The organism is Luteibacter sp. HA06, from assembly GCF_054061215.1.
On record NZ_JBSSDZ010000001.1, the window covers coordinates 2,793,828 to 2,813,638 of the forward strand.

Consider the following 19,811-nt stretch of genomic DNA (forward strand, 5'->3'; position numbering starts at 1 on the left):
GCGAGTCTCCCCCCGTCAGGAACACGCGTCCAATGTGAAACGCGGTCCGTGACGTAGGTGTATGCACCCTTGGTCACCCTGTGGTCAAGGTGTGGCGGGCTGGGTCAGGGGCCGGAGCGACTCGAACTTGCGCTGGTACTCGTCGGTGACCTGCTTGGCCTCGTCCCCGTTGGTGATCACCCGGGGGGTGATCAGGACGATCAGCTCGGTACGGGTCCGCGTCCGGCTGGTGGTACCGAACAGCCGGCCGAAAATGGGTATCTGGTTGAGGCCGGGGATGCCGGTATCGGTCAGGGCATCGTTCTGCTTGATCAGGCCGCCGAGCAGCACCGTCTGCCCGCTCTGGACCGCCACCTGGGTGGCCACCTCGCGCTGCTGGATCGGGAAGTTGCCGGTGGTCGTGTCCTTGATGCCGGGGCTGCTCACCACCTGGCTCACGTTGAGGTAGACCAGGCCACCCGGATTCACGCGCGGGCGCACGTTGAGGATCACGCCGGTGTCCTTGTACTCCACCTGGCCGATCGTGTTGTCGGTGTTCGCGCCGGTGTTGACGAAGGTCTGGGTGATCGGAATCTGGTCACCGACTTCGATATGCGCCTTCTGGTTGTTCAGCACCACCAGTGACGGCGCCGAGAGCACCTTGGTGTTCCCGTTCTGCTCCATGGCATGCAGGGCCACGGAGATGTTGTTGTTGACGAAGGAGTAGAAGAAATTGTCGTTGACATTAAGCGTTGCGCCGCCACCGCCGAGCGCGTACTGATGCTTGTTGCCGGGCTGGGTCGGCTGACCGTTGGTCGTGCCCGTCAACCCTTCGAGGTACCACTGCACACCGAACTCGAGATCGCCGCTGAGCGTCACTTCGAGAATGCGCGTTTCGATCTGCACCTGCATCGGCACCGCGTCGAGACGCTGGATCGCCTGCTCGATCTCGGCCCACTGCGCCGGACGGCAACGCACCATCAGCTGGTTGTTCGCATCGACCGAGGTGATGCGCACGCCGTCGTCGGTGGTGGTCGAGGAATGGCGATTACCCGGATCACCCGAGCTATCGTCGGAAGAACCCGAACCGGAACCCAGGCCTGAGGTCGACGTGCCACCCAGACCCGAGCTGCTACCACCGAGACCGCTACCGGTGCTCATACCCCCGGTGGTCGACGAGCCGGACGACGACGAACCCGCGTTGCCGAACGCACCCGTCGTGCTACCGATACCGGAGCCACCACGATTGCCGAGATCACTGTCACCGCCGCCGAGCGTACCGGAGCTGAGACCGGGGCCGACCTTGCCACCCTTGTCACCCGAGCGGCCACCCGACCCGCTGCCATAGATGTCCGAAAGGTAATCGGCCATGTCCGAGGCCTGCACGTTACGCACATCCACTACGTACAACTGCGGCTCGTTACCGCCGCCCCGATCGATGCGATCGATCCAGCTGCGCACTTCCTCGAGGTACACAGGCTGCGGGCTCAGCACGACGAGCGAGTTGGTCCGTTCGATCGGAATGAAACGCAGCATGCCGGCCATCGGCGTGTTGCCCTTGTCGCCGAAGATGCCTTCGAGCTTGGGCGTGAGGTCCTTCACCTGGGCACGCTGCAAGGCGAACACACCGACCGACATGCCGCGCAGCCAGTCCACGTCGAAGGTGGCCACGGTGCGCTGGTAGTTGTCGAGCTCGGTCGGTGTTCCGGCCATCACCAGCACGTTACGTGTGGGATCGGCGAGCAGCGTCGCGTCCGGACGCGCAAACGGTTTGATCAGCTTCTGCATCTCCGTCGCGGAGATGAAGTGCAGCGGAAAGAGGCGCGCCTGAAGACCACCGGCCGGCGCATTCGCGCCAATGCTCGGCACGAGGTTGCCGGCGACGGCATCCTTCGCGGGCATCACGACATAGCGGCCATTGCTGTGGACGAGCGCATTCCCCGTCCACGAGAGCAGCGTCTCGAGGATCGGCAGCGCCTGCTCGGCCGTCACCGGCTGCGAGGTCGAGAAGGACACGTTGCCCTGCACGCCCGGGACGATCGAATAGTTCTCGTGCAGCAGATCGCCCAGGATGGCTTTCACCACCGACTCGACCGGCTGGTTCTCGAAATTGAAGGTAACCGTACCTGCGCCTTCGGCGACCGGCTTCGGCTTGGCCAGCCCGACAGGTTTAATGAACTCGCCAGTACCCGTCGTTACCTGCGGCGCCGTGCTGGCCGGTACCGAAGGATTGTTCGACGGCACGATATGCGGCTTCGGCGCCGGAAGTTCGGTGCCGGCCATGGCTTCGCGCTGCAGTGCGCCATCGTCGCGGGGCTGGGGTAGCGTGGAGCAACCTGCCAGGGCCACCGCCAGCGCCGTGGCGCCGATCGTAAGAAAACGAGTCATGCAAAAACCATCATGGTTACCGAAGCCTGCGAGATTGGGGGGTGCGTGTTGCGACCCCGTGACGCACTGTTGCATGGCATACGGAAACCGGCAACTCGCGCAAGGAAAACGGCCATCCCCGGAGGATGGCCGCTGCTTCCACGAACGTCGGCCGAGCCGTTACTGCGGCTGGGTGGCCACGGCGGTCGGCGCACTACCCACGTTCACCGTCGCGATCACCGTATTGCGAAGCGGGTCGATCACGGAAACGTTGTTGGTGCCCGAGTTGGTGACATAGACACGACCGGAGTCGCGACTGACCGCCACGGACTCCGGGGAATTGCCCACCGGCACGGTAGCGAGCGTCTTCTTGCTGAAGGTCTCGATCACCGACACCGTGTTGTCGCCGAAGTTGGATACATACGCCGGCGTACCGACGATGCTGGTCACCACATCATAGGTACCGTTACCGGCGGTGAGGTTGCCAACTACCTTGTTCTGCAGCGTATCGACGATGGAGACATTGCTGGAGCCGACGTCGGGCACGAACAAGCGCGCTCCGAGGGGCCCCATGCCCAGACCGAACGGCACGCCATTGACTGCCACCGTGGCCGTCACCCTGCCCGCACGCACGTCGATCACCGACACGGTGCCATCGCCGATGTTCCCCGTGTAAACGCGAGCCCCACCGGGACCGACCGCGATACTGAGCGGCGCGCTGCCGACCGCGATCTCGCCAACCACCGAGTTGGTGACCGCGTTGATCACGGAAACGGTGTTGGCGGCGGAATTCGCGACATATACCTTCGTACCGTCAGCGCTGACGGCGACGGCGGCGGGCGTCGAACCCACCAGCACGTTAGCGGCGACGATGTTGGTCGCTGCATCGATCACGGAAACCGTATTGGCCTGGCTGTTGACCACATAGACGTGATTGCCGTCGGGACTGACCGCAGCAGCCACGGGTGTGATGCCCACCGGAATCGTGGCGGTCACGGCATGGGTAGCCATATCGATCACGGAAACCGTGTTGTCGATCTGGTTCACCACATACGCATGGTTGTTGTGGGCAGCCGATGCCGGCAGTGCCACGCCGGCAGCCAGGAGCGGAAGCGTGCAGCGCGCCGCGGAAGCGAGCCAGCGGCGACGGGACGGCACGTTTTGAGTCGTCATGAGAACACCTCGGTGATGGATGTCGGTGGTGGATCACTTACGACGCTATCGCGTACTCGTGACCATTCAGCGATGTCCATATCTCCGTGGACATGACGGTTCCAAGACGCATGTCCGTCAGGACGATGTAACGGACGTCCATCGAAGCACGCGATAAGCACGCGGATCACCGGGCGCGTTCTGAAGGGTCACCGTGGCCCGGATACTTACCGCGAGTGCGTCGCTCAAGGTCGCGGTAGAGACGATGGTGACCGTGCCACTACCCTGTACGAAGGACTGTGCTGCTCCCACGTTGCCGGGCACCGCAGGAAGGCCGCCGTGTTCGGGATCCATCGCGCGAACGTCGGTCACATAGGCTTCCGCAGCCGCCCGCCCCGCCCCTGTCATCGCGACGACGACAACCGCGGGCGCGTGAGCCAGGTTCGGTCCCGAGCCCGACCACAGCGTCACCGCCGGTTCCAGTCGATCGACCACGTCGCCGGGCAAACCAGGCACGCGACGCAATTCTTCCAGACTGGTGAATCCACCCTTCGCCAACAGGCTATCGGAGTAGCGTTCACCGCCACTCCCCCATCGGACGATGGCATCGCGCAGCCTCGGCACCTGCCCAGCATCGACGCCCACCGCCTCGAGCAACGCACCCAGCTGTGCGGGTGACGCCTTGTTGAGGTTGAGCTTGCCATCCTCATCGGTCACGGTGACCGATACGGTCGCGTCGCCCTCGCGCAGGCGGTAGGTCCGGCCATCGACAGCCCATCGCTGTGATGCCGTCTGGGCGCGTAGCCGGAACACGGCCTGCTCGATGCCGGCCTCCGCAGCGTAGAAACCCCTGGTCTGCAGGTACTGGCCCCTCGCCTGGATGCCTTCGACCTTCGCGCCGCTCGCCAACGCACCAAGCGTGATCGCCGCCAGCGTGCATCCCCACAGCACCACGAGAAGTGCGATGCCCCGCTGCCCACCGACGCGCCCATGCGCTTTCACGATTTCGCCTGCGTAGCGGCCAGCCGGGTAAAGGCCTCGCGCGTGTTCACCGCTTCCGGATCCATCCGCAGCGGCACCACGAAGGTTGGCCAGCGCAGGCCAACACGCAACCGAAGCTCCAGGCCGATCATCGTCGGCATGCGATCTTCATAAGGCCACGATGGCCTCCAGGTTACCGGGTGACCCTGGTCATCCATGCCGCTGTAGACGATACGCCCCGACGCGACATGCTCGAGCAGCGTTTCGGGCGATGCCGGTACAATGCCTGCACCCGCACGGGTGGCGAGCGGTGCAAATGACACTTCAAGCCGCTGGTCACCCGGTGTGCCGACAATCGACAGCGTCTGTCGCTGGAGTCCATCGGCAGCGAGATAACCCGGTCCGGGCGATACAAAGGTGACTGCCTGCGCACTGCCACGAAACACCACCGCTTGCCTGTCGTGACCGAGCGCCCACGGATAAGCGAGCGCGCCCGAGAGCGCCCTTCGCAGGTAGTTCTGCGCAGCGCGCATCTCGTCGAGTCGTTGTGTCGCGGCAAGGCTCGCGTGCGTCGATCGTGCAATCGTGTCCAGCGATGCCACCACACCGAGAAGCAGCAACGCCAACAAGGCGAGCGCGGCCAGCGTTTCCATGAGACTGAAACCTGCCGACCGCTTCACGAGTCGCCCCCCGGTGATGGGACATCCCTGGGCGGAACCTCTGAGACGGCGCGGAGGGTTTCGAAACGCGCCGACGCATCCTTGCCCTTCTCATTCCAAACGACGGTCAGCTCGATGCGGTAAAGCCGCATCGGCGCACTCATCCGCATGACTGCCTCCGATGGCGGTTCGGACACCGTCATCTTCCATCGGTAGGTCTCATCGAACCGCCCCTCATGCACACCGGTGGAGGGAAACTCGGTCACGTATTGCCTGTCGAGCAAGCCAGTGGCCCATAGCGAGGCCTGCGTGTAATCGGCGGCCCGGGCGTTGAGTGCCATGGACGCTCCCGCGGCTTTCATCAAGGCGCCAAAACACAACGCGAGCAGGAACATCGCTGCCAGCGTTTCCAGCAGGCTGAATCCGTGTTCGCGACGTTGCCGCATCGTGTTCCCCTCCTTCCTGCACAAGAGTACGGCGCGTTAGGTTTCGTTCGCATGACGCAGGAAAAGAAGGGGCCCCGAAGGGCCCTTTCCGCTCGTCCATGACTCATCCGTGATATCCGATCAGATATCGATCAGGCGTTGATGCAGGTGTTGATCTTGACGTTGGCGGTCGGCGCGGTGACGAACGCATAGCCGGTGCCGGTGCCGATGAGTGTGGCGCCAACGCGGCGGGTGGCGCTGTAGGTGTACGACATCAGGTCACGCACGGCCGTGACATCCGTGCCGTTGCCCTTCTCGTTGAAGATCAGGTTGGAGACGGCAAGGATCGGATAGCTCGTGCCGATGCCGTTGGCGTAGGCCGTCGGGTTGACCATCAGCATGCAACCACCGACCGGGGCGGCCGGGCTCAGGGCCTGCAGCTTCGGCGTACCGAGCGTGCCGGTGGTATTCCAGCCATTGATGACGTTGTCGACCACGATCGTGGTGAAGGTGTACGACGAGGCGAGATCCGAGTACGGGTTCTTGCCGTTGACATTGGCAACGTGGGTGTTGGCCGAAACCGATGTGTGCTGCAGGTTGGCCGACTCCGCGTAGCCGATCGCGCCCGGTGTGGTGCTGATGGCAGTCACGACGCCCGGGTTACCGGTGCCGGCGACCGAACCCGCAGGCAGACCAAACTGGGCCACAACGGTGGAGAACGCCTGGTCGGCCTGGAAGAACTTGCCAGCGATCGTGCCGCACACCGTGCTCAGGTGGTTGGCCAGCGAGAAGGTCGTACCGCTGCCATCGCCACGATAGGCGACCTTTAGCGCGCGGGCCGGCAGCGGGAAGGTCGACGGCAGGGTGTGGAAATCGGACGACACCAGGTTGGTCCAGTCGGTCACCTGGCCGGAGAAGATGCGGCAGATGCCGGCATCGCTCAGGTCGAGGCTCGACGCGTCCGGATTGTTGAACGCGATGGCGACGGAACCGACGATGGCCGGGAACTGCGACGGCTGGCCGTACTTCGTAGCCTTGTTGCCGAGGTTGGTACCGTTGCCGAACCAGCTGAACTCAGCCTGGGACATCGGCGCATCGCTGCCCACGAAGTGCGGATCGACGATGGAGGTATCGGCGCCGAAGCCGGAGGTCGCACTAGCGGTGGCCGAGCAAGCCTGACCAGCGCCACCCCACGTAGCCGTACCGTCGGAATGATCGAAGATCTTCTTGCCGCCGCCGCTGCCCGTCTGGCAGTACGAAATGCTGTTACCGCTGGTGCTGGCCCAGTTGCCGATCAGCGAGGTCGAGTCGACAGTCGCGCCCGGCTTGCTCGCCACGCTGCTCGAAAAGATCGTGGACGTTGCGCCCGAGGTGGTGAAGTTCCAACCGACGTACCCGCCGGCCGGCAGCGTCGCACCGCCACCGCCGACGTTGGTGCTCATCGCTGCACCGGCAGCCGTCAAACCGAGCGTCATCAGGACGGCGCCAGCGAGAAGCTTGGCGCGGGTGTTCCCCATAGCATTACGCTTGAACATGGTGTTACCCCTAGTCGTTAGACCTCCTCTTGGAGGCGTTCCGAGTATTCGCCCGATAATTGTCGTACCAGTGACGGCGGGGATGTCCCTGCATATGCCAGGACCGTGACAGCTTTAACGCACGGTTGGCATTATCACGTTAATGACAAATCACATGACAACGGAAGGCACGGCGCTACTGCATGAGGCGAGCACGCTCCGTGGGCGTCAGTCCATCGCCCGCCACGCCTGCGCGACGCACCACCTGCACCGGACTTTCGCTGTCATAAGCCGAACCATGCGTTCCGCTATCGATGCTTGCGGTGGGGTCGCCTCCGATCACCTGCACCGAGATGATCGACGGCTGGCGATCGCGCGCGTCTGACTGTTGCTGGCGTGCAACGTCCTCGGCAGCCTTCGTTGCCGCCGTCGCTGCAGAACTCACCGCGTTGAGTGCACCGACATTTACCGCCTGCACGACAGGCAAGCCGACGGAATCACCCTTGACCTGTACGTTATCGGCATTGGCAACGTGCGCCGCCGCGACGACGAGATTGCCGGACACCCGTATGCCTGCATCACCAGCATCCACCGTGCCCCGCGGGGCCATGAGGTACACCGATCCTTCTGGCGCATCCGGAATCGTCTGTAGCGTGGCGATGCCCGCACCGCTTACCTGCCCCGCCGCATCCTGCGAACACCAGGCGTCCAGCGTGCACTCGTAACGAACCGGCGGGATCTCGCTGTTGGTCTTCGCCCCCTTGCCCGCATTGATGTCGCCGTTGGAGCTCCAGATGGTGACGTCACCGCCCTGCTCGGTGAAGATACGGCTCTGCGCAAGTAACGTGCTGGTGTCGGTGAAGATCGATACGTCGCCCTTCTGAAGCGTCAGGATGCCTTGGGTATTCGGGCCCGCAAGCACGCCGCCGCGCGTGTCGACGATGACAGGCGGAGCGGAAACACTTCCCAGCAGCGCCTCACCGCCGGGAGCAAGAATGGAAACATCGCCTCCCCGCTGGGTCTGGATCGTGCTGCCGCGGATATCCAGGTCACCCGTGTGGACGAGCTGTTGGGCGCCATTGCTGCCGCCATCCAGTCCGTTGGCGGTATAACCCAGCGAGGCGGGGAACAAGGTGTTCAGGGCTGCATACCCGCGGACATACTGGTTGGCGTACGGGCTCGAAGCATCGCTGTAGTCCTTGCCCACCTGTGCCAGCACGCCGAACAGCGTCTGCTGTACGAAGATCGCCTTCGCGTCATCCGGCAAGGCCTGGAACCTCGCCCACGCCTGGTCGACGGTATAGGTCGGCACGTGCCGATCGGCAAGAAGCCCCGTATCCACCGCCTGACCAGCGTCATAGTTCTCGACGAACGTCACCAGGCCAGCGGAGCCATCGTCGAGGCCGGGCGGCTTGACGGCGGACGGGTCGATGTAGCGCGCAATGAAGGCCGCGCCGTCGACACCTGGCGCGACACCGTACGATGCCATGATCGACGCGCCCTGACCCGCAAGGTTGGTGTTGTAGATGTTGCCGACCGAGTCGATACCGGTGTAATTGCCGCCACCCGGGGCCAGAAGCGTGCTGTACTGAACCCTCGTGTTGCCATAGAACTCCGTCTGCGATGCGAGACGGCCGAGATTGCGCCCGGCTTCGACGGAAAGGTAACCAGGCCCGGCCTGGGCGATGACGGCCAGGATGCCACGAGGCAGGTCAACCGGAGGAACGGCGCCCAATGGCGTATCGATAATATCCCGACCTGCCTTGATGACCGAGATATCGTTGCCATGCAGCTGCTGGCCAACGTAAGCGAGGTCCACGATGTCACGGCCCGCCTCGATATGCGACACCTTGTCGGGCATGAGGAACACCGCGCCCGCTCCACCGCCCGTACCATTGACGATATCGCCGTCCAGCGCGTAAACGCGCACGGGGTCGATATCGGCAGCATGCCAGGGATCGGCAGCATGGAAGAGAACCGCATCTTGCGGGTTGGTGGAAATCTGCTGCGCAAGGTATCCGCCGGTGGGTGCGTCGGTCCCGGGCGAGACATTGGGATCGATCGGGAGAAGGTTCAACGGCGACACCATGGAACTCAACGGTGCGTCGATCATGCCCCAGGCGTAGCGCGTTGCCAGCCCGAGCCCCGTGAGGGCGAAATTCACGTCGCCCTGCGCCAACAGGGTCAGGTCGCCGTTGTCCGACGGGAAGAGTTCTCCGCTGGTCAGCAAGCGCAGGTCGCCGTGAGCGGCCGTGAAGTTGACGGATGCCGGGAGGATATCGCCGCCCGTATCGGAGGAGATGCTGGTCTGCGCGCGTACACCGGGCACGAACAGCGACATCGGCGAGGCGAGGTCGCCATAGACGACATCGCCCGCGAACGATGTCACGTCGACGCTCGAGGTCGTCGAATAGTTCTGTCCATCGAGATGACCTGTCGGCGCAAGGGCCATCACGCTGCTGCTGTTGAGCAACGATGGATCGAAAATGCCGCCAAGCCTCACCGACCCGCCAGCCTGCACCGACACCTGGCTGTCCTGCATGGCGATGAGTGTGGAAACGGGCATGGTCGCCGACGTGCCGCCGATCGGCGTCGCATAACCCACCGAGAAATCGCTACCGATCTGGCCGCTGGCCTGGATGCTGCCCTGCCCTCGCGCTACGAAGTAGCTGCCGCTGAGGATGTCGCCACCGGCCTTGACGTCGAGATCGCCACCACCGAAGGTCTGCAGGCTACGTGTACCAGCTGCATCGGTGTTGATCATCCAGGTGGTGGGCAGCGATACCGAGAGATCGCGAATATCGCCACCGGCCTGCACGCTCACGTTACCACCAACACTCATCACGCCCTGGTCGAAACCGCCGAAGTTGATCGACGAACGCGTGTCGGTGTTGCCTGTCTGCATCCACGGCCACCAGTACTGTGCCGTGCGCGTTCCTGCCGTACCCGTCAGGTCGCCGGTCGTGTCGACGGTGTTCTGGATACCGTCGATGTCGCCGCCCGCGCGCAAGCTCAGGTGACCCGCATCGTCGGGGTTGACCTCGGCGGTGACGACGAGTTCCGGCGTCGCCGACTGCTCCAGGCCGATGTTCAGCGAAGGACGGAGTATCGACACGCCATCATCCGCCGTGGTGCCTTGCGCGGGTGCGCCTGCCGTATAGACGGCGGCTGGAGCGCGATCATCCGTCCAGCGGATGTCGCCCGCTGCAGCGATTTCGATGTCTCCTGTTCCCGTGCGCACAACGGTGGGTGCGGCAAGCACGCGATTCGTCTGAGGGTCGCTGTAGTCGGTATGCCCACCCAACAGTACCGCGCCAAGGGCGCCCTGCAGCGTGGCGCCGGGATCGCTCGACGTAAAATCCGCACCTGCCGTGAGCCGATAGCTGGAACTGTTGCCGCCGGTCAGGGTGGCGCTGAGAATCGGCAGGGGATTGGTCGCAGTCGCACGCGGCGACGGGCTGTTGTCGAGCGGGGCCGCCGTGGGAGTGATGAGGTCGAGCGTCGTCGGTGGTCCATCCAGGGTGGCGAAGTCGTTCGGCACCGAAAAAGTATCCGGAAAGTCGGTTGATCGTGCCGAGGTAAGTAGATAGCTCTTGTACGCGTTCAGATAAGACGGAAATTCGCCCAGCGTTTGCGGCGTCGGCAGTTTCGCGGGCGCTTCCACCGTCGGGTCGACGAGACCGAAACCGACGCCGAACGCGATGATCGTGGCCGGGCTGATGTCGTTACCGACCGAGCTGAACTCATCGATCTTCGCCGTCAGGTACTTCGCATATTCCACGTACTGGCCGTAGTACTCCTTCACCGCTTCCGAATCACCGTCGGCAAACTCGGCCGGCTTCGAGAAGACACCATCGATCTGGTCAGCACCATTGCCCTGGCTGACGATCGTGTCGTACCACGTCTCCGCTTCCGCCTGGTCGGATTCCGGCGGTGCACCACCCACGCCACCCGCGCTGCCCTGCTGGTAGAAGCCATCGGTAATGCTCGCCCGGATGTCGAGGTCGCCCCCGGCGCGCAGGCTCAGCGCCGGCGCCTGATCGCCGTAACGATACGCAAGGTGAAGCGTGCCGTCGGCGTCGCTGGTGCCTGCACCAAGGTTCCAGTTGGTCAGCACGGCGATATCGCCGCCATTCCAGTCGGCATTGTCATTGCGCAACTCAACGCCAGGCCGTACGACCAGCCCGGGCACCGCGCTCTTCAATCGGGATTCGAAGCTAAGACCCGGATTCTCGATGAAGCTCATCAACGAGCCGGCACCCTGCGCTTCGTCGCCGTTGACATAGCCGTAGAACGTGGCATGCGCCTGATTGGGGTCGGTGGGCGTGAAGCGGTAACGGGCCAGGTAGTCGGCCACCTGTGCCGCGTTGGTGGGATCCGGCCCGGCAATCGGATTGCCTGCGTTGTCGGAGAACGTCCCGGAAACCAGCATCGGAACGCCCGTCACCGGATCGGCCGCGTACCAGCCTGCGGCGTCAACCAGACCGTCGAAGTGCTTACCTGCATCGGCTACGGGATCCGCCGGCGTATCGCGCGTGTCCCACACCGCATAGGCTTCGACCGTGGGATTGCGGCTGTGTGAGAGATCCACCGCCGTTGCGATGTCGATGGGTACGTCGCCGTCACTGAGCAAGGGTGCTCGCAGGTACAGCTTGCCATCGGCATCTGTGCCGTCCTGTACGATCCTCGCACCGCTGCCGATGCGGATATGACCCGCGTCGGTGCGCTGCACTTCCTCGTACCCGAAGGTTGCGTTCAGCTGCCCATCGCTAGTGCCACCGGTGCCGATGAAGATGTCACCGCCGTCCTTCCCGGCAGCGGATGCACTGGTGTTCAGGCCGCCGTCGATATCGACACCGCGCGCACCGGTCAGGTTGATCGTGCCGCCGAACGTTCCCGACGCGTCGATATCGCCGGCGACATTCACATCGCCGCCGTCCGCGGTGAGCTTCACCACATGGGCGCGCAGTGTCTGGCCGCCGCCGATCGAAAGGTCGCCGCTACGCGTATGCACGGAGATCGACCCGTCCATGCCACCTGCGTCTGCCACCGAGGCCAACGAACCGAGGTCCACCGCATTCGCCGTATCGACCGAGAGCGTACCTCCCAGGTATCCATCCGCGGCGTGGCCGATGAAAGAGCCGCCCAGCATGGCGCTCCGGTTAGACGCGACAACATCCAGCTCACCGGCGCTGCCAGAGCTCTTGCCGCCGTCAGGACCGCTAACGTCGATCAAGGAGCCGGCGGACGTCACGACATTGCCTTCGTCAGCCTGCAAGGTCACCTCGCCACCCGGCACAGGCACGGTCGTATCGATGAAGGGTAACGTGACACCGGCGACGTCGATGATCGCGTGGTTACCGAGGTGGACATCGCCCTGCGTGGCATGCAGCGAGACATTTCCGCCCGGCGCCAAGATAGCCGTGCCGACATCGAGGCTTCCCGCCTGAAGCGCGAGTTTGCCGCCGGTGTTATCGCTTGAGGCAGGTGCCGGGCCGTTGGTGGACAGATGCATGGCACCCGTCGTCTCCACGCGATTGTCCGCGCCGATCGAGGCAACGACACCTGGTGTGGCGACGTCGACGTTGGCGCCCCCCAGATCGATCGTGCCGACGCCCGAAGCGTAGACCCCTGACCCGGCAGTCGCGGTGAACTGTCCAAGCCCGCCGAATACCGTGGTACCCGAGCCCAGATGCAGCTCGTTTGCGTCGACCTCCAGCTGGCCGGTGCCAACCGACCATGTCGGCGATGCAGCGCCAGTATCGTTCTCAATGGTAAGCGAACCCGCAGCGAGCGAAGCGTTTCCGCCGTCGCTCTGGATCGACGGGGCGCTCAGCGTCAGCGCATTCGACACGGATAGCGAGGCGTCGCCGATCAGGTCGATCGCCTGGCGACCACGCAAGGTGGTTTCGTCGCTGTTGGCGAACTGCGCGAGGATACGCGGTCCGATAAGCAGGCTACCAGCCTGGTCCTGCACCGTAGGATCGCTGCCGGTCAGGCCGATACGTCCAGCCGTCACATCGATCTCGTGTGCGCCAAGGGTGGCATCGGGCGCGAGCGAGGTCAGCCCCGTCGCATCCATGCTGATGGAGTTCGCAGCACTGATCACGGCACCCGCGCCGATGGCGAGATTGCCGCCCGGCGTGCCGGCAGGACCGTCAAGGCCCGTGATGTTCGTGCGCACGATGGGCGCGGCATCGAGCCCGGACACACGCAACAGGGCGCCGTCGCCACTGACCGCTGGCGTCGTACCGCTGGCCGCCTCGCCGATGAGCAAAGATGGAGACGCGACATCGTCGGTGGCCGTGGCACGCAGCACGCTGCCGTTGTCGAGCACTACACCGCCCTGGCCACTGGCGACAAGGACGATCTCACTACCCTGCAACGGGTGCGCTGCGTCGTTCGAAAGCAGTACATCGCTCGCCAGCACATCGATCCTGTCGCCGGCGTCGGTGCTTTCGCGTTTGCCACCGATCAAGAGGCTGCCTGCAGCCAGGGTCGTAAGCTCGTCGGCAGAGACGTGCAGATACCCATCGCGCGCGGTTTCGCCGGCACCCAGTATCTGGATAGCTTCGCCGGCAATGTCCACCTGTGAGCCACGGCCTCCCTTCGCCGGAGCGGCATCCAGTGTCGCCCCCAGGGTCAGTGCTGCCGTGGCAGCAATGCTCAACCGACCGGCATCGGCGCCCAGACGGGGAACGACGTCACCATTCGCGTTGGCCTTGTCGGTGAAGAATGTCGATGCCGAGGTCAGCGAATACTCCGAGTACTGACCCCACGTATCCGCGGACTGCACGACGAACGAACTCGACCGTGCATCCCGCGCGCCAGTCAGCGTATCGGTGAAGTAACCCGTCACGAGGTGGCTGCCATCGGGCGCCTTGGTGGATGCACCTGGCACCGGGTCTTTTACGCCCGTGTTCTGCACGACGCGATAGGCTCCGGGTAGCGTCGCATAGCGGGCAGGCAGCAGCGTGTAGACGCCATCGGGGAGCCCCGGCACACCGGAAAGGTACACCGCCTGACCGACGCCAGGCGCCGCACCGGCCCCTGATTCGAGCGCGGCGTCGTGTGCGGCGAGCGGCGACTGGACGCCGGGGATGATCGCGTAGATCGGGCGGTCGTCTGCGTATTGCGACTTCTGCACGCCTGCCTGCGAATTCGTATAGTCGGTATAGGTCTGCGCCAACACGTCGCGCGATCCGCCCGTACCCGGAATCCATTCCACGGCCTGGAGGTCGCCGCCGCCGGAAAGGTCCACGGTCGCCCCCGCATCCATGGACACCGAACCACCTGCGATCGACACCGATTTCTCGGGCGGACGATCGACCAGTGGCTGTGCCGACGTGGCGTTTTCGTAGTGCCAGTCCTTCCCGTCCTCGGTGGTGCCGTAGGGCACGATCGCATTGTCCAGCGATACCGAGGTGACGCTCCCGGAAGCGAGATGCACGTCCCGCGTCGACGCGACCGGCAGCGCACTGCCCAGTCCGAGAGCCGTCTTCATGTCCGAAGGATCGTCGGTACCCAGGACGATCGATCCCGAGGGCACCCAGAGCGTGCCGTCCTGCTCGATGTGATCGGCAGCCACGGCGAGCGTGCCACCGGCACTCAGCGGCGTCGAATCGTCCGCAGCGCCTGTCTGGTGAAACGTGACCGTGGTCTCGGAGGACGGACTGGCTGCGTCGATCAGGAACGCGTAGTGCGTCATCGGATAAAGGCGGCTGGCCGTGAACTCCAGGTTGCCCGTGCTGTAGAGCCATCCGGTCTGATTGATGCCGGCGTCGTTCGTCGGCAGGGTGAAGCGGATATCACCGCTCGCATCGAACGATGCCTGGCCGAAGCCGGCCAGATTGACGCGTCCGCCGAGATCGATGACGTCGGCGTTGACCTCGAGCGTTCCGTCAGACGGGGTGGTCTGAGAGGGCGCCGCAGGAACCGCCGCCGCGATGCTTGAGCCCAGGATCGACACATAGGGCGCCTGGAGATCGACCTGGCCAGCATGGCCGTCCAGGGCATCGCCGGGAGTACGCGCATCGGAAGCCATCGCGGACAGGCCGATCGTCTGCAGTTGGATGCTCCTGCCTGTGCGCAGGGAAACGTCACCGGCAAAAGCCACCGTCATCGCCTGCAGCTGCGTGGTGTCGCCGCCGGCAATCGGAAGGCCAAGATAGAGATCGTCGACGCCGGACCCATCGAGACGGTCGACGGCGAATCGCAGGTCACCGCCATCCAGTTCGTCCAGGCTGGTGGACGAGAACGGATCGCTACCTTCCGGCAGGCGCCACCCGTCCTGAGTGAGCACGAGCAGCCCCTTGCTGAGGCTACCCTGTTGAGCACCCACCCGAGCCGAGATGGCTACCTGGCCGCCCCGGGCCTGTGCCGCACCACCATGGGCGTCGAGACTCCCGTCGAAATACAGGCCCGCGTTTGCCTGAATGTCCAGGGTTCCGGCATCGCTCCACACCGGGGTTGCCAGATACGTCGCCTGTTCGATGCCCGTGCGGCGACCTTCCGTCGGCAGGTCGTACGTATCGCTTGCGCCGGAAAGGAGAATCCGGGAACCGCGCTCCGCGACCACGTCATGGTCCGTATACAACTGCACCGTGCCGCCCGCGAGAACCACGCCGTCTGCACGAAGTACGTTATCGGTACCGTCGCCAGGAAGCGCGCCGGCCGCAGGATCCCGCAGGGATACACCGCTGGCGTCGAGCACGCTGGCGGCACCCAGCCAGACACTGCGATTGGGCGCATCGGGTTTCGCTGCCGCAGGCTCGAGGTCGTGTAACGCGATCGTTCCGCCATGAGCGACCAGCGCACCGTCTACCACCACGTTGCCTGTCGCGTTGAGCGCAATCGTGTCGCCCGCATCCACCTCGATATGCGCGCCTTCACCCACCGTCACGCTACCGGTGATGCCAAGCAGGTCTGGGCCCCGCCAGTTGCGATAGTCGCCTGCCTCGATGGTCAGGCCGTCGTTCGCCTCCCGATGCGTATACCGCACATACGGATCGAGAACGCCCACGGACGCCACATCGCCCTGCCCGTCTGCACCCAGCAGGTGGGCGCGACTGCTTATATCGAGCAGTGCCGGCTGGTCGGCAAGCATCGCGCGCGACCTCACCATGATCTGCGCGCCCGGCATCACGGTAGCATCCGTGTCGGCAATCACGTCGTATTGCGAGAAGCCCAGCGAAGAAAACATGGCGGGGTCGAGGTAAAGCGACGCGGTGTCGGATCCGGACGATTCCTCGCCACCGATCTGCACCTGCGGCGCGTGCAATGTAAGTGTTCCACCGCCCGAGAAGCCCTCGGCGATAAGCGTGGCGCCGAGCGCGATCGCACCTCCCGACAGCTCACTGGGCTGAACGCCCAGCGAGTTGTAGTTGAACCCCGGGCCGTCCACATGGGTCTGAATGGTGACGTCGCCACCGCGCCCGCGCGGCACGTCGCCGTCCATCGACAACAGGTCGTCGGTCCCGACATAGCCACCGCTGGAGACATCGATCACGGCGCCATGGGCCAGCAGGATATCGGGCGTGGTGTCGGGCGCATTGCCACCGCCGCTCGTCAAACCGGTCAGCGACACGCTACCTCCGTTTATCCAGTGGTCTCCCTGCAACTCATCCGCCGTGCGTCCGGCATCGTTCACCCAAAGGCCGCTCGCGTCCAACCGGGCCCGCTCGCCCATGGCGATTGACGAGGACACGTCGCTCAGGTGGTCGCCGTTGGTGTTGCGCGAAGACAGATTGATCGTGCCACCGTGGGCGACGATCGATCCCTCGATGTCGACGTTTGTCGCGGTGATATCCACTTCGCCACCGTCGGCAACGTGCAGGTCGGCACCGTCTTTCACCAACACCGTGCCGGCCGTGGTCAGGCGAACCTTGCGAAGGCCTGCGTTGTCGATCATGGCCGTCGAAAGGCTGTGCCACCACAATGGATTGTTCGGGTCCGTCGGATCCCCTCCGGGGGTTGGCCACGGATCCTTGGCACTGAAGTCGGGTGCATAGCTTTCGAGCGGAACGCGATCCGTCTGAATCACGAAGTTGACTGCTCTACCCGGATTGTTGTCGGTCGCCTGGAAAAACGGGATGTCGACGATGTCGATATCGAGCGTGCCGCCCAGCGGCTCGGTCCCGCTGCGCACCTGCTCGCGGCCGGCATAAGCGTGTGCGCTCACCTCACCATCCAGGATAACGTCGTCGACCAGGGTCACATTTCCGCTCTGGCCGAACGACAGCGTGCCGGCGTTACCACCGCTGATGAAGCCAGGATCCCACCGGCCCATATTCGCCAATAGCGGGTTCGTATAGGTTTCGGTCACGCCCCAGCGGGCGTGGTTCTGGCTGAAGACGCCAGCAAAGCCGGTGTAGTCGACGCTCGGGTCCGCCGAGGCGATGTCATAGACCAGGCCGTTCGCCGCCTGAAGACGCGGGGTGGTGATGTACCCGGGCAGGTAGTTCAGGAAGCCGCCTTCGAGGCGCAGCTGGGCGCCAGTGCGAACAATTCCGCCGAGCTGGAACGCAATACTGCCGCCGTTGATCATCAACTGGTCGACGGTACGCGGCACGTTGTTCACGTAGCCCGCTGCGTTGAGCACGGGGCTGCCCACCCAGTCGAGGCCATCGCTGCGCGTTCCCGACTGCGTGCTGTCCACCGCCACGTTCTTTGCCGAGAACAGGAAGCTGTTGCGCAACAAGGGCGAGTTGGCAAGCTCGTTAAGACCAATGCGCGGAATGATCACGAGCAGCGCCGACATGGGCAAGGTAACGTTCGCCAGCCCCGAGACGTCGATCGTGGCGCCGCTGTCCACGTACGCCTCCCGGTGGAACGTGACGGTCCCGGCCGGGACCTCGACCAGTGCCCCGGGATTCAACACGGCCTTCATGTTGAAGTCCACGCTGCTCGTGACGAAAGCCGCGTCGGCATCGGACGTGGACGTGGTGGTTTCACCGTCCTTTTCGGGAAGGATCGTGGTGACCGAGCCCTGGCCCAGCGTCACCACCGTCGACACGTTGTGTGCATTTCCCAGATCGAAACTGATACTGCCCGGGTGGCTCAGGCTCGTGGACGACACCAGCACGCCACCCTGGTGCAGGTCTTCGCCGAGCCACTGGATCCCGCCCTGGCGCGCCTGGAGAAGACCTGTGTTCTCAATCGATCCGTTGAAGTCCGTCGACGTGACAGGAGCGACCGCGCTCAAACCACCACCAGACGCCTTCGTGGCAATACTGAGACCCTGCACCGCCGCGAGGATCACCTGGCCGTTATCGGCGACGATTTCGCCCGCCTGACTGATGGCCGGAGCGGCTACGAGGGCGAAGCCATCCGTGGAGGCGGTGATGGACGCGCCCTGCTCCACCTTGATCGCACCACGTTGCGCACCCGGCTTGGCCGCGTCGCCGTTATCGGTGAGGGAAATGACCGAAGCGCTACCGTTGCCCAGGATATTCTCCGGGTCCGCCCCGCTACCGACACCGTACTTCAGGAAGAACGCGTTGCTCCTGGTCACGTCATGGGTGAACAGATCCAGCGAACTGGCGATCAACGAATGTGTATCGACCTGCGCCCCGCCGCCGAAAATCATGCCATTGCGGTTGAGCAGGTACACCGTACCTTCCGCCTTGATCTGGCCAAGAATCGTGCTCGGATTGCCGGAAGGATCGTTGATCCGGTTCAGCGCGATCCACTGGTTGCTGCCGTCCGTCCTTGTGCCACCGGTCTGGTCGAAGTGAACCGTCGTATTCCGGCCGACATTGAACGACTCCCAGGTCAGGATTGCTTTGGCGGCATTCTGCTTGATCTCGACGTCGGTATGCCCGTTAGCCACCGACTGCGTGGGCGCGTTGGCGTTCTGCCAGAGCGTCGGATCGCTGAGGACGTTGCGATCGACCTTCAGGCCACCCGCGGCGATGCCATCGGGCACGTTCGATGCCAGCTGCTGCGCGGCCTTCTGAGCGCTGCTCTGCGCCGCCATCTGCGCCGCAACGGCCTGTGCGGCGGCGTCCAGGTTGGAGATGGACTGTTGCACGCGCTGCTGCAACATCACGTTGCCGGGCGTGAATACGTTGCCGCCGTTATTGCCTGCAGCACTGCCCGGGGTGGGTGTCGTCGACTGCGCGGCACCGGCATGCTTCGCGGCCAGCCAGGCCTGGCTGAAGGGCGGCGGCGTCGCGGCGTGAGCCGTGCCACCGAACAGCGCCATGGCGATGAAGTGGCACATGGCATTGCGGCGGAAAGTCGGGCGCGGCTTGTTCATGAGAAATCACCAGTCATCGATGCCACTTCATCATTGAGTTCGGGTAGTGCGGCGAGCTCCCTGAGCTCGTCATCGCAGAGTTCACGCAGCACCGCGCGGATCGCCAGCCGGCGTCCGTCGTGCAGCCACGTGTTGAGCACGCTGGCGATCGCGCGGATGGTCGGCAGCGTCGTGTCTTCCTGTGTCGCCTTGCGGTGTTTCAGCCGGTCGTCGACCGCATAGCGCACGCGACCGCCGAGGAACGCCGTCGATTCGCCGAGCAGCTGCTCCAGCGTTTCCCGCGAGCAACGGTCGATGAGGACCTCGGCCGCCTTGTTCTGCCTCGCCGTATACAACTGGCGCAGCATCTCGGCCAGAGCATGCAGGCAGCTCATACCGCCCACCCGTGCGTCCACTTCGGCTCTTGCGCGTGAAGCACGCGGCTTCGGTGCGCGGTATTCGGGCAAACATGGCGAATCATGGTCGGGATACATCG

At 64.3% G+C, this 19,811-nt stretch carries 8 protein-coding genes; all 8 read right to left on the reverse strand.

Going from position 1 to position 19,811, the window contains the following annotated elements; translation table 11 throughout:
- Window positions 1-84 precede the first annotated feature (84 nt).
- The 8 genes from gspD to ACVWWJ_RS12930 all read right to left on the reverse strand — a co-directional run bounded on the left by gspD (window position 85) and on the right by ACVWWJ_RS12930 (window position 19,710).
- Window positions 85-2,367 (reverse strand): type II secretion system secretin GspD, encoded by a 2,283-nt coding sequence (gene gspD, locus ACVWWJ_RS12895; protein WP_456968177.1) that lies wholly within the window; start codon window positions 2,365-2,367, stop codon window positions 85-87.
- A gap of 159 nt (window positions 2,368-2,526) precedes the next feature.
- A complete protein-coding gene (locus ACVWWJ_RS12900) occupies window positions 2,527-3,519 on the reverse strand; it encodes a beta-propeller fold lactonase family protein (RefSeq protein WP_159892164.1) in 993 nt (330 codons plus the stop codon).
- 117 nt (window positions 3,520-3,636) lie between these two features.
- Window positions 3,637-4,500 (reverse strand): general secretion pathway protein GspK, encoded by an 864-nt coding sequence (locus tag ACVWWJ_RS12905; protein ID WP_456968178.1) that lies wholly within the window; start codon window positions 4,498-4,500, stop codon window positions 3,637-3,639.
- On the reverse strand, window positions 4,497-5,159 hold the full coding sequence (locus ACVWWJ_RS12910; RefSeq protein WP_345777438.1) for a prepilin-type N-terminal cleavage/methylation domain-containing protein: 663 nt from the start codon (window positions 5,157-5,159) through the stop codon (window positions 4,497-4,499). The genes ACVWWJ_RS12905 and ACVWWJ_RS12910 overlap by 4 nt, the downstream gene beginning before the upstream one ends.
- Window positions 5,156-5,584 carry a type IV pilus modification PilV family protein gene (locus tag ACVWWJ_RS12915; RefSeq protein WP_063572214.1) on the reverse strand — a complete coding sequence of 143 codons (429 nt, stop codon included), beginning with the start codon at window positions 5,582-5,584 and terminating at the stop codon, window positions 5,156-5,158. The genes ACVWWJ_RS12910 and ACVWWJ_RS12915 overlap by 4 nt, the downstream gene beginning before the upstream one ends.
- Before the next feature lie 131 nt (window positions 5,585-5,715).
- The gene (locus tag ACVWWJ_RS12920) at window positions 5,716-7,098 is read right to left on the reverse strand and encodes a substrate-binding domain-containing protein (protein ID WP_456968179.1); all 1,383 of its coding nucleotides are present in this window, start codon (window positions 7,096-7,098) and stop codon (window positions 5,716-5,718) included.
- A 175-nt stretch (window positions 7,099-7,273) separates the two neighbouring features.
- Complete coding sequence (locus ACVWWJ_RS12925) at window positions 7,274-19,336, reverse strand: filamentous haemagglutinin family protein (protein WP_456968180.1); 12,063 nt, start codon at window positions 19,334-19,336, stop codon at window positions 7,274-7,276.
- On the reverse strand, window positions 19,333-19,710 hold the full coding sequence (locus ACVWWJ_RS12930) for a hypothetical protein (RefSeq protein WP_456968181.1): 378 nt from the start codon (window positions 19,708-19,710) through the stop codon (window positions 19,333-19,335). The genes ACVWWJ_RS12925 and ACVWWJ_RS12930 overlap by 4 nt, the downstream gene beginning before the upstream one ends.
- Window positions 19,711-19,811 lie beyond the last annotated feature (101 nt).